This is a genomic window from Paenibacillus sp. EKM10P, assembly GCF_011800655.1.
In the GTDB taxonomy this organism is placed as follows: domain Bacteria; phylum Bacillota; class Bacilli; order Paenibacillales; family Paenibacillaceae; genus Paenibacillus; species Paenibacillus polymyxa.
This window is the reverse complement of record NZ_JAALET010000001.1, coordinates 222,462-236,316: the sequence shown is the minus strand read 5'-3', so window position 1 is coordinate 236,316 and position 13,855 is coordinate 222,462. Positions and strand designations below refer to the sequence as shown.

Annotated in this window: 3 protein-coding genes; all 3 read right to left on the bottom strand. The window is 48.8% G+C overall.

What is annotated here, in order from left to right:
* Position 1 precedes the first annotated feature (1 nt).
* The 3 genes from HFE01_RS00905 to HFE01_RS00895 are packed head-to-tail and all read right to left on the bottom strand — an operon-like array spanning position 2 to position 13,789.
* Positions 2-1,213 (bottom strand): pyridoxal phosphate-dependent aminotransferase, encoded by a 1,212-nt coding sequence (locus HFE01_RS00905; protein WP_019686386.1) that lies wholly within the window; start codon positions 1,211-1,213, stop codon positions 2-4.
* A 31-nt stretch (positions 1,214-1,244) separates the two neighbouring features.
* Positions 1,245-6,167: a condensation domain-containing protein gene (locus HFE01_RS00900; protein ID WP_167438296.1), complete on the bottom strand. Its 4,923-nt coding sequence runs from the start codon at positions 6,165-6,167 to the stop codon at positions 1,245-1,247.
* A complete protein-coding gene (locus HFE01_RS00895) occupies positions 6,164-13,789 on the bottom strand; it encodes an amino acid adenylation domain-containing protein (protein WP_167438297.1) in 7,626 nt (2,541 codons plus the stop codon). Before HFE01_RS00895 ends, HFE01_RS00900 begins: the two co-directional genes overlap by 4 nt.
* Positions 13,790-13,855 lie beyond the last annotated feature (66 nt).

The window sequence follows — 13,855 nt, the reverse complement described above, 5'->3', positions numbered from 1 at the left end:
GCTACTCCTGAACCGGAATTGCAGCAGATCCAGCCGATTGACCTACCAAGCTATTTGTGAAAAAGTCCACTAATCGGTCTATGCCTTCGTTGTATCGCGTTGTAGAGTAGGACAGGCGCAGCATTTTCGGTAATCCAAAATCAGAACCCGGCACTGTCGCCACTTGTTTGGCTCTCATAATTTGTTCCGCCAACTCCAAACTCGTCTCAATGCCGTGCTCGTCCATGTACTTTTCACAATCGAGTGTGAAGTAAAAGCTGCCTTGAGCAGGAATGGCACGTACGAGTGGAACCTCATTGAACCGCTCTACCGTATAATCCCGTCTTGCTTTGTACAGGCTGACCAGTTGCTCAATCTCTTCGGGATGCGCCAATGCTTCCAGCGCGCCAAACTGCACGACAGGGTCGGCTGTCAACAAGGTATGATGCTGTATGACCGTAAGCGGTGTGACCAGCTCGTCAGGAACGATACAGTAGCCAACGCGCCGACTGTACATCCGGTATCCTTTGGAGAAAGCATTCGTCGTAATAAAAGCTGATTTGGTATCCGTCAGCTCCAGTACCGAGGTGCTTCGTTCATCAAAGCAAACATTGGCATAAATCTCATCATTAATGACTACAGCCTGTCCGTCGATGATTTCATCAATGGCGTACAGTTCTTCTTTCGTTAAAATATTGCCTAACGGATTGCCAGGTGAATTAATCACCACAATTTTGGTTTTATCCGTGAAGTTTTCCCTAAAGGAATCCAGATCGAGTGCTAGCGTATCCAGATTAATATCATAGTAGCGAACGTTCGCCCCTACCAATTGAGCGCAGAAATGATATAGGGAATAATACGGACGCGGCAGCAGAACCTCATCCCCCTCTTTCGCTAATAAATAAAACAAATTCCGGAACAAGGCACTGGTGCCCACATTAATCAAGATATTGTTGGGATTAATGTCCAGATCGTAGGTTTTCTTGTATTCCTCCGCCAATGCTTCCTTTAATTCCGGCAAGCCCGGTGGGAATACAAGCGAGCTTTTTTCAAAGGTATCTAATGCATCCTTCATCGACTGAATAATATCCTCGTGCAAAGGTAGCTCGGATTTTCCCAAGGTCATCCGAATGACCTCCTTGGAGCCGTTTTTCTCAAATTCATAAGCCATTTGATCCAGAACGAACATTAAAAACCGATTGTCGTAAAATTCAATAGATGATCTCAATTCCATTTGTAATTGCCTCCTTTGAATGAAACGCACGTTAATGGGATACTTTGGACAGGCTAGACACACTACCCGCAATGGTCTTGATTATTTTGTGATACCTCTCCAACATAGAGTGAACATAGGAAGATTCCAGCAAAGCGGTATTCCACCTCAGGGAACAGGTCAGTCCGGTTGTTAATCTCACAACAGACAGTTGCAGTGCTGCTGGTTCTGAGGGATATACACGTAATCCCACTTCCCCTACCACAGGTAAAGAGCTCGTGCAGTCCTCTTCGCAAAAGATGACGTTAAAACGGGTGGAATACTCCGCCCCGCTCTTCAATACATTAGGGTCCAGCAGCAAATGAAACGGATATAAAACGGCTTGAAGTGCGGCTTGATACTTGTCCTTCACTTTGTCTAGCAAAGGATTAAACGACGAAAGCCCCTCCATTGAAACTCTGACTGGCACAGGATGCTGGATACGTAAAGATGTTTCGCTCCCCTGCACCGGATGTCCCTCGGGATGAACGACATGGATCAAAAGCTCCTCCGCTTGCGTCAATTGCCGCAGCAGCAGGAAATAACAGGCGAATAAAATGTCCGTAACACTACTATCATGACTGGAGGCAAAAGTGTGCAGAGCTTCGGCCTCCTGTGTGGCGAGGGTCAACTCGACGGAATCCCACTCAGACGTTGCAGAAGCATCTTCTCCCCGCTTGAACGGCAACCCGATTTGAGGAAGCGGATTTCGTAAAGCTTCGGTCCAGTACGATTTTTGCGGCTCCAAATATCCTTCCTGCAACAACTGATGCTGCCAATAGGTAAAGTCAATCTGCGGTATGGGCTGAAACGTGTGGACTGCATCCACTACTGAATCCGTAACAGCGGCGGAATAGCGGATAAACAGTCGTTCCAGCCACCCTTTCATGTCCAGACATTCCATTAGTAATGGATGAACAGCCACGATCAATTGGCACCGCTCGTTGTTGTCACACCCCAAGCGCACCCGATACAGCGGCCCTTGTCGTGGCTCAAACGGGTTACGATACTCGTCAGCCACACTAGAATCCGCCCAAGAAGCTGCATCCTCCTCTATGACATCCGTGAATGTGTAATCCAACGGAAGATGTGTCTTCACCTGCTGAGTCGGCTCGGAGGTCTCTTCCCTGAAGATTATTCTGAGCGTACTGTGTTCGGCTTGCAGTTCTTCCAATACCCTGACAAATAACGTCTGATCCACCTTGCCTGTCCACGCTGCACGAACGATCACATGAGGAGTTGATCCCCGATGTCGCCATAACTGCTTTTGGTAAAAAGATAAAGGATACCACTCAGTCACTGGTGGAGGGCAAATCGGAGGAATCGCAAAAGTGGAGTCCTTTGCTCGTCGTTTCCGCTTCATGTTGTCCGCTTCCTCAGGTGAAAAAATCCGGTACTCCGCCAAAGCTTGTTCAGGCTGGTCCAGAATCTGGTCGATCAGGCTGAGCAAGTGTCCTGCAAGTGTAGTGATTGTCTGTTGGTGAAACAACCGGGAATAATACTCAAAGGTGCAATTTAGCTCTCCCTGCATCCCTTGAAAAATGTCGAGCTTCAAATCCATGGTTGAGCTGTGTTTGGCCCAGTCCACCATGTCCAGCGTCACATCTCCCATCGTAAATTGGGTCCTCTGCATCCCCTGATTATGTAAAATAAGCATGGTGTCAAAAATAGGGTTGCGCGAAAGATCACGTTTCTGATCCAGGTGCTCCACCATCTTTTCAAATGGATAATCCTGATGATCATACGCAGCTATAGTCCGATGAGCCACCTCCTTTAAAAAGTCTGTAAAGCAGCGCTCTCCTGCCGGAGTATTACGAATAGGCAAATAGTTCGTAAAAAGACCTATCGTATGCTCTACCCCCGTATAACGTCTTCCAGCAATGAGAGAACCTACAATGACATCCTCCTGCCCTGTGTATTGATACAGCAGCACATTGTATACAGCCAGAAGCGTCATATATAGTGTAGCCCCGTGTTCTTGTCCCAGGGCTCGCAAGCGGTCAGCAGCTACCTTGTCAATCGTGAACGAATACATGCCCCCTTCAAAAGACATCACAGGCGGCCGTGGATAATCACTGGGCAGATTCAGAATCGGTAGTCCTGCCTCCCGCCCTTCCGTTAACGTCTTCAGCCAAAATTTCTCCTGTTGGAGCATCTGCTCGCTGTGCAGAAAAGCATTTTGCCATACTGCATAGTCCTTATACTGAATACGTAGCGGTGGCAAGCTCTGCCCGCTATAAAGACTGGTAAATTCCCGAATGAGGATTTCCATGGAAACACCATCTGAAACAATATGATGCATGTCAAACATCAGCAAATGCTTGTCCTCTTCATCACGCTGATCCGTTAATCGCAGCAAGCATACACGAAGTAAAGGCGCCTCTCCCAAGGAAAACGGCTGTACAAATTCTTCCATCAGCTTTTGCACATCGGCTTCTTCTGAAGCCACTCCCAGTGATATCGCAAGCTCAGCTTCCGGAAGAACAATTTGCACAATTTCATCCTCTGCGACATCAAACACTGTCCGAAAGGATTCATGACGATGAATGATCGCAGCAAATGCGTCTTTTAAGCGCTCCACGTCCAAACGCCCAGTGATCATAGCCGCTCCGGGCATGTTGTAGCTCAAATTATCTTCTGCCAGCTGCTTCAGAATAAACTGACGCCGCTGTGCGTTGGATACGGGGTAAAATGCTTGTGGAGACACTGGTTCAATAGACGGGTAATCCGTTGTTTCTCCTCCTGAAACAAGCTTGGCAATCTCACGAATACAAGGGTGTCCAAACAAATCAACCAATGTAATTCTCGTGTGGAACACCTGACTGATGGCTGTAATCAGATCCGTAGCCAGCAGTGAGTCTCCACCCAATTCGAAGAAATCAGCATCTATAGACAGCTCGTCAATACCCAAAATCCGTCCCCAAATGCGTGCCAGCCTGTCTTCCGTTTCCGTCGGAACATACCCATCACGAAAGGAAACACGTACTTCGTTATAGGCTGGCAACTGTTCGTTACGACCACGGCTTCGACGTTCGATCGGCGGCTCTACCCAGTAGCGCTGCTTGTCCCAGGCGTATGTAGGCAAAGGAACTTTGGCACATCCGTCTGCCGAATAATCCTCCAACCAGCGTCTGTTCTCTCCGTTAACATATCGCCGGGCAATCATTCGTGCATCTGTATCCAGCGTCATTTCTGCCAGGGGCAGGGGCTCGCTATATATAGTGCAAAAAATCCCCTGTTGCTCCAGCCCTGTTCCATCCTGACAGACCAATGCGTTATAAGCCTGGCGCAGCTTTGAGCAAAGACTGATCCGATCCGAAACTGGAATTGCCAATCGATAAGCATGATGCTCTCTGCCCGTGTTCAGGACATAACAGATATTTTCCAAAGACGGAATATCGTCACTCTCCAAAAAATCAATATATCGGGCAGTCAATCTTCGCAGTGAATCCTCACTATATGCCGAAAGCGTAAATACTCGTTCCTCACTGCAGGGTACATCGGAGGACGATGATAATGAGGGCCTGCTGACCGGATACTCCTCCAGCACCACGTGACAATTTGTACCGCTTAATCCCCATGAACTGATACCCGCTCTCAGCGGAATCCCGTCCTCACTTCGCCAATCAGCTAGCTTTGTATGAATATAGACCGGAGAACTATGCAAGTTCATCAACGGATTGGGATACGCAAAATGCAGGGTAGGCGGAAGTTTTTTATGCTGTAAAGCCAGAATCATTTTAATTAGCCCTGCCATGCCCGAGGCCGAATCCAGATGACCGATATTGCTTTTGACTGAGCCGATTCCACAAAATTGTCTTTTTTGCGTATACCTGCGAAAAGCATTTGTAATCCCTTTGATTTCAATCGGATCTCCAATTTTGGTCCCTGTTCCATGAGCCTCAATGTAAGAGATCGTCGACGGATCAATGCCTGCACGCTTCCAAGCCTCTACAATCACTTCTTCCTGGGCTCGGGCATTCGGGGATGCCAATCCGTTGGAAGCACCATCCTGATTGATAGCACTTGCTTTAATCACCGAGTAAATATAATCGTGATCCTTCTCAGCTTGTCCCAATGGCTTGATTAGAACAACGCCACAACCTTCACCCCATCCCGTACCATCGGCATCAGCGTCGAAGCTGCGTGATTGTCCTTGCGACGAGGTGATCCCAAGCCCTCCCGGTTCCAATCTGGTGGGTAAAGCGCCAATGGCTACTCCGCCCACCAAAGCCATACTGCAATCTCCAGCAAGCAATCCTTCACATGCAAGATGCAAAGCGACAAGAGAGGAAGAGCAGGCGGTCGCTACACTGAGTGCAGGCCCAGATAGATTCAAGGCATAAGCCAGACGGCTTGCGATCACGGGCGGAAAATTCCCGACAAAAGCGGTGGATGAATCACTTTCGATCAGCTCCTTGTACCTCGCTTCACTATAGCCGACATATACGCCCACCCGTGAGCCACGGATACGTTCTCCGCCATAACCTGCATCCTCAATGGCCTCATAACCGGTTTCCATAAACATACGCTGCTGCGGGTCCATATATTTGGCTTCCCCTGGGAGGATATTAAAGAATGCAGCGTCAAACGTATCAATTTCGTCTAGATAACCTGCTGGCATATACGGCCCTTGATTGTGTTCATCCAAAAAAGGTCGGATCTGCTCCAAACGTGAGCTTGGAAACATTCGTATCCCATTCAGACCATGAACCAGATTGTTCCAATATTGCTCCTTGGTATCTGCCTGCGGGAATCGTCCAGCTACGCCGATGATGGCTATATCCCTGTTGCGGTTTATCCCCTCGTGGACTGCAGACGATGACGCAGCTTTGAGCTGAACTTGATATTGCTTGATCAGAGAATACGCATGCTCTTCAGATAATTCCTGTTTGGCTACAAGCTGCAAAATGGCTTCAACAAACGTATCCCTCATATGCTTTCATATCCTTTCATAGCCTCATCCACTGAAATAGCGTCCTCCTTTACCCGCTTGATCAGACTCCGCAAATCCTCATCCGCATGGTCAAGGTCAGAAGCTTTGACCGATGATTGCGGGCCTTCGGTTATCACTTCTCTCGTACTGGCAGCAAGCCTGCCTTCTATAAATTGCGCCAGCTGTGAAACTGTACCGTATGAGAACAGGTCTCCGGCCTCCACTTCAGGATCAACCCGTTCATTCAGAAGACTCAGCACTTTTAAAATAAGCAGGGAATCCCCACCAATTTCAAAAAAATGTTGACTCACATTAATTTCCTCGTATCCCAGCACCTCGGCCCAAATTTGAGCAATCTGCTGTTCCAATTCTGTGTAAGGTTCTGTCGGTTTCCCTTTCAGACTGACCTTCACATCTGTCACCAAACGGTTAGGCTTGACGAATGACGGAGCTCCTACCTCCTTAGTGGATTGCGGTACAGCTCGTCGTCGATCCGTCAGCATATCCGGTGCAAGCTGAATTTTCATCATCGGCGCCCATTCACGGAGCTTCTGTGTATCAAACTTGCCAATAGCCACTTGATCCAGCGGACAAGACAAGCTCATGTGGAAAGCAGCCAGTGCATCCGGTACAGGCATATAATCCATACAGCCTGGTCCTGTAAGTCCCTCCCATGCGTACCAGTTGATTGCCAACGTCGTTTGCCCCCGCATGTTCCGCTGTGCGCTGAAGGCATCCATAAAATTGTTGGCAGCCGCATAATCCCCACCGCCAGCTCCGCCCCATAGCGAAGCTACCGAAGAGAAGAGAACGAAGAAATCTGTCTCTCGCTCAGCTAGAAGCTTATCCAGTACTAACGTGCCATGAATTTTGGGGCAAAGTACCTTCCCAAAGTCATCCCTATTCTGAACTTCCAGCGGACGGCTGGTATCGCCGCTAGCTGCTGCGCAATGAACCACTCCTTTAATGGGGCCAAAACGAGCTTGCACATCTTCAAAAATCAGCTGCACCTGCCTAAAATCAGACACATCTCCCGCGTAGTAATGGACCTGTGAGCCGTGTTTTTCCATATCTACAAAGGCTGACAACTTACGATAAGTTGCAGTATCAGCTTGTCTTTCCACCGGATCATGTATGATTTGTGACCAATGCTCTTTTTCCGGTAGCTCCGTCCGATTCAGAATGACCAGATGGATCGGAGCTTGCTGGGACAAATACCGGCAGACCTCCAGCCCCAAGCCTCCTGCGCCACCAGTCACGATATACACCGCACCCGGACGAATGGTGACGGAACGCCGAGGTGGAGTATTCAGATGATTCCGAGTATCCGGGGTGCTTACCATGTCCGATTCCAGACGGGCCATGCCTTGGATATATCGTTCCTGACGGACGACAACGAACGAGTCTGTTTTATTTTCTTGCAGCTCGGTCATGATCAGATCCGCAACTTGCTCCCTCGTGTGGTGGATCGTATCAACATCCAGTCCGAAACATTGCAATTGTGGATGCTCCTGAGAAATAACCTTCACTAAACCGTGAATCGCAGATTTTTCAGGTGATATATACTGTTCATCCGAAATCCGCTGTGTAAAGTTCGAAACCACTCGCAAATCGAACGTTTCATGTAAGCCCTGATGCAGTAATGCTTTTGTCAGAAAATAAAGGCTATAAACACCTGACTCCAAAGCAACATCAACAGTTTCAATATTGACTGGAGTTGAAGGGGGATCTGTGCAGGTCCAGAGATGAACGATACCGTTCAAGCGCTGATTCCGTTGTCTCAGTTCACTCATGAGTTGAAGGTAATCTGCTTCTACACCCGCCCGGATGGTGTATTGATGATGGCTCTGTTTTTCAAACATCTGCCCCATCTCTACGGTCACCACTTGATGGTCAGAATGCGTCAAGCGAAGCGCCAGCTCGTCACCAATTCCCAGCTTGTCTTTAAAGATTAGCCAGTTTCCCTGAACTAGTGCACCTTCTCTTGTCTTCTTCAGTTCTTTTGGAGTCCAGCGAACACGGTACATTAAATCTTCGATTGTACTCACCTGTGCTTGTTCACTCATTCGACCGATAATCAGTGCGGTCTCAGCCTTAGTACGGTTTGGCAAACGCACAGGGAAGGTCCGTACTTCCGTGAATTGCTCTTCCTTCAACAACTGCTCCCATGTTTCCGTCGGAACCAGTGGAGAATCCTTTCGTATATCCTGATCTTCGAACAGCCACCATCCCTCTGTCATTCCCCACACGAGATTTTCCGCAGGCTCGTTCTGCACCTTTTCGATCATAAACAGGGCTCCACCAGGGGCAAGTACCTTTTTCAACTGGGACAAGGAGGTTCGCAAACGGCTCGTGGCATGAATCACATTCAGACCAATAATGATATCAAACTGTTCCGGCACAAAGCCTTGCGTCAAAGGATCTTCTTCAATATTAAAAGTTTGATATTGAACAAACGGATACGCTGCAAACTGCTTTTGTGCTTCCAAAATGATGCCTCGTCCCAAATCGGTATAGCAATACTCCACTTGGAGACCTGCTATGACTGGAAAAAGTACCTTACCCACCGTTCCCGAGCCAGCCCCGACTTCCAGAATGCGGAGTCGTTTTCCCGCTTGTGCTAAAATATGCTGCTTTAATGCGTCCAGCGCCATCGTCTCACACAGATCGCCCAGGGTACGTCCCTGATTGGCAAAGCCCGCCAGAAATTGCGGTGTGCCATCGGGAAACAGTACACTCAAAGGCGATCTTTTCCCCGTTAACACAGCCGGATAGGCGTCCAGACAATACTTCAACACCTTGAAGGTTCCAGCAAATGCCGGATATTGCTCGATGTATTGGGTACATAACACCGACAGGTCGGGAACAGACTGTTCAACGGTCAGCATGATATTTTCACCGTCCAAGCGTACGTGGCCCTGCTTCTCTACGAAACGCAGCATGAACTGGAAGAGACGCTGATATGTGGAGGTGATCCCTATCGTATGCAGCATTTCAGACTCTTTGTATACTTTTCCAGGTTCTGTGAGCGTCCCCCATTGCCTGAATAGTTCGATGATAAGCTGGGCCGCAAATTCATCAACCGCCTCTTTATATCCCTGGACTACCGCGAATCCGCTCTCCTCCAATAACCGTTCACCGAATTGAAAAACCATCTCGGTAGCCTGCCAGAAATCGGGAGCTCCCTTCTGTGTGTCAGCGATCAATTCCGCACTGGCTGGTACATCCGGTGATTGCTGAACTTTAGGTTCAACCCAGTAGCGCTTCTCTTCAAACGGGTAGCCTGGAAGAGGGACACGCACCCGGTTCTGTCCGCGATAATAGTCATCCCACTCCAGCTCACTGCCCTGCATATAAGCCTCCACCAAACGTTCCAGTGATTCCGCAGGCTGGACTCTGTACGGCGCTGGATTTCCCCCTGTTTTGCCTATCGTATTTACGTATATTCGTTCGCGATCTAGTAATATGGAAGCCGCATTTTGATCGCCCTGCTCTGCAAACAGCTTGAGTTTACGCTGTAATTCTTCCTGCGAGCTGACGACGGTAGCCAAACGATAAGCATCGTTTCCACGACTGATATTGGTGCAGTAACAAATATCTGCCAAAGCTTCGTGGTTATTTCCCAAATAAGCCGCAAACCTCTCGGCATAAGCGTAGAGCGCTTGTTCGGTCCGGGCAGACAAAGTGAACAAATATTCTTCGCCCGGAGGCGGAGCTTCTCTTTGGAGCGTATATTCCTCCAATACAACATGGCAGTTCGTTCCGCTCAGACCAAATGAGCTTACACCTGCACGACGAATCCCGCATTCAGGCATCCATTCCTGAAGTGACGGAGCGACATAAACCGGAGAATTGACAAAATCAATATGCGGGTTAGGCACTTTAAAATGAAGGGATGCTGGAATCTGACGTTTGGTCATGGCCAGCACTGCCTTCATAAACCCGGCAATCCCTGCTGCTGAATCCAGATGCCCGATATTGCTCTTGACCGATCCTACCGCACAGAACTGTTTACGATTTGTATAGCGTCCAAAAGCCCGCGCAATGCCTTCCATTTCAATAGGATCGCCTAGCTTGGTGCCTGTTCCATGTGTCTCGATATATGAAATTGTCTCTGGATCAATCCCCGCGCGCTTCCAGGCTTCCTCAATCACATCAGCCTGCGCAGCGGCATTAGGAGCGGTCATTCCGTTGGATCGCCCATCCGAGTTAGCCGCGCTTCCTTTGATCACTGCGTAAATATAATCACCATCAGCCACGGCCTGCTCCAGTGACTTGAGTACAACAGCACCTACTCCTTCGCCACCACCTGTACCGTCCGCCGATGCGTCGTACGCTTTCGTCTTGCCATCAGGCGCTGCGATTCCCATGTTGAAGAGATTTTCATCTACCATCGACAGGTACAGATTGACACCGCCAGCCACGGCCATTTCGCAGCTACCAGACGTGATCTCCTGTACCGCATGATGCACAGCCATGAGTGAAGAGGAACAGGCCGTGTTAATGACCTCTGCCGGGCCTGTCCAATTAAAGACATAAGCAATCCTTCCGGCAATCACAGCTTGTAAATTCCCCGGTATAGCAGAGGGCTCAATCTGTGGCATCAGGTCCAAATATTGCGGTGTACCTGTTCCTACAAATACTCCCGTCTTCGACCCGTACACCGCTTTTTCCGAGTATCCCGCATTCATCATTGCTTCCCAAACAACTTGTAACAGCAGGCGCTGCTGTGGGTCCATCATTCGTGCTTCATTTGGAGCTATATGGAAAAACGATGCATCAAAGCCATCAATTCGCTCCAGATATGCCCCTTGCGGTAACTGCCCTAACTGTCCAGCTACATTATCTGAACCATGAACTATATCCTGTAACCGATGAGTTGGAATGTCGCGAACAGCATCCACCTCGTGACACAGATTGTCCCAGAAGGCATCGCAACTGTCCGCCATGGGAAAACGACAAGCCATGCCAATCACAGCAACATCACCGTGTCTTCCCTTGGCCCCAAGCTCAGCCCTGTGGATATGTTGCCGTCTTGTATCCATTTCGCCAAGGGGTTTGATAGGTTTCTCCACACCGCCGGACTGAATGATTTTGGCCTGCATCGCGATCGTATGATGTGTAAAAAGCTGCGGAATGGTCAGCTGAGTCTTTAGTAAATGGTGGATTCTGCTTTGCAGTCGCACGATAGACAACGAGTTGCCACCTGCTTCAAAAAAACTGTCCTCCACACTAACGGCAGGCACGGACAGCAACTTCTTCCAGATATCCGCCAGTTGTTCCTCCAACTCATTACGTGGTGCCACATATGCACGAGTATGGACTACTCCAATCCGATGCAAAGGCAGCGCCTTTTTATCCACTTTGCCATTTACCGTGACAGGCATGGACTCCAGACAAACTACATGTGCCGGAACCATATAGTCCGGTACATATTGCTTCAGGTACAATTGGATGTCATTGGTTCCTAACGGAGATGCTTTCGAGGTCTTCAGCCTCTTCAATGTATAAAAGGTTGCAAGTTCCTCGGTGTGCTCCCCTGATCCATGCGGGATGACCACCGCTTCTTTGATAGACGGATGACTTCTGAGAAGAGACTCAATCTCTCCCAGTTCCACACGCATCCCTCGGATTTTAACCTGGTCATCCGACCTGCCGACAAACTCCAGATTACCGTCTGGCAACCATCTCACCAGATCGCCTGTTTTATACATCCGCTCTGCTTGGGTTCCAAACGGGTTCGGCACAAAGCGTTCGTCCGTCAAGCGTGGATTGTATAAGTATCCTTGCGCCAATCCAGCTCCAGCGATGAACAGCTCTCCAATCGCCCCAAAGGGCAGCAAGCGTTGCTGTGGATCTAGAACATACACCTGATAATTTAATAGCGGCTTGCCTATGGGTAGAGTTGCCCGTTGCTCTACAGGTTGGCATTCATACAAAGTCGTATTAATAGCCGCTTCTGTCGGGCCGTAAATGTTAAACAGCTTGTCTATGTTCAGCTTATCGCGTAATTGCTGTACCAGTTGCCCGCTACAAACCTCACCTGCCATGATGATAAAAGCAAAGGGATGCTCAATATCCGGTGCCTGCTCCAACAGCACTTCCATTAGTGAAGGTACGGTATTTAACACATTAATCCGTTCCTTCCGTACCAATCCCCAAAAGGCGCTTGGATCTGTCTTGGCTTCTTTTGGAACCAGATACAGTGTCCCTCCGGTAGCTAAAGGCAAAAAAATCTGCTGCACAGAAGGATCGAATGTGAATGGAGCCATCAAAATATGTCTCAATTGTTCATGGAAATCATAGCTGTGTTTCAGCCCAGCCAATTGATTAACAATATGTCGATGCTCTATCATCACGCCTTTGGGCGTTCCAGTCGAGCCTGATGTATATATGACATACGCCATATGATCAGGTCTGCCTTGAACTGGCAGATTGGACGTCTCGCCTGTATAGAAGGCGGGATTGGACAGATCAAGCACTGTTCCTTGAAAAGGATGGGCATCCACATACTGTGGCGGTGAGATCAGCAACTCCATCCGACTATCCGTAAAAAGCTGCTGTACCCGCTCTGCTGGAAACGCCGGATCTATCGGACAATACGCCCCTCCTGCCTTTAGTACCGCCAGGATTGCCACGATAACTTCCACCGTCGGCTCAGTCATGATGCCGACAATATCATCTGGACCCACTCCATGACGTTGTAAAGCACGGGCAAGTTGATTGGCTCTTGCATTTAGCTCTCTGTAACTAATGCAATATTCTGCTTCGACTACAGCAGCTTGCTCAGGCGTTTGTACCACCTGTTCTTCGAACAACTGATGCAGCATATTCACATCCGTCAGTTCTACAGCCGTCTGATTTAAGCCCTTTACTAGAAGCTCTCGTTGCTGTGGAGCCAGCATATTTGCCGCATCATCCTCCAGAGAAACCGCTGATTTCTTAGGCCATTGAGCCAGAACATACAGCAAGTTGGCAGCAAAGGATTCAATCAAGGACATCGAGTACACCTCAGGTCGATAAACGAGTTGCAGTATCCGACCTTCTTCTTCGTTCGGTACAAGCTTGATTATCAGATCGAATCGATCCAGGTCATCGACCGCCGTTTGTAATCCCTCATCCACACATGCCAGTTGCCACAGTGCTTGCAGCTCTCTCCCATGAAGAGATGTCCACTTGTCATAGAGAAGGGACAAAGAATTGGCCTGATGGTTCAATGTTCGGGAAAACTCGGCCTTCATGTCTTCGTTTAGCTCACGCCACGTTCGACTTCCTTGAACCCGAGGCTTGAGAAAAAGCAGACTCCCTGGCTCGGATTGGCCCTGTACAAGCGTCGTCGTACCAATACATATATCTTCTGACTGCGAATAGCGATGAAGCAGCCCAGACAGCGCCGTCAAGAACAAAATAAAACGTCCCAGCTCTGAACCTTTCGACATTTGATCCAGTTGGCGGATTGTCTCCCTGGGAATAACCCGTTTTAGCGTTTCCCTGCGTGCTCCTGGTTGATAGTTAGACTTGCTTTTGCTTACAGGCAATAATTCCCGCGGCAGATCTTGAGACCATTTTTTCATCCAATATTCTTCAATGATCCGGTCTTTCAGATGCGTACTCTTGTTCATACACACTCCCCTCTCTGTCAACCGTTCCCGGCCTTCATGAGCTGACGAATCCACATGATCTTTAAT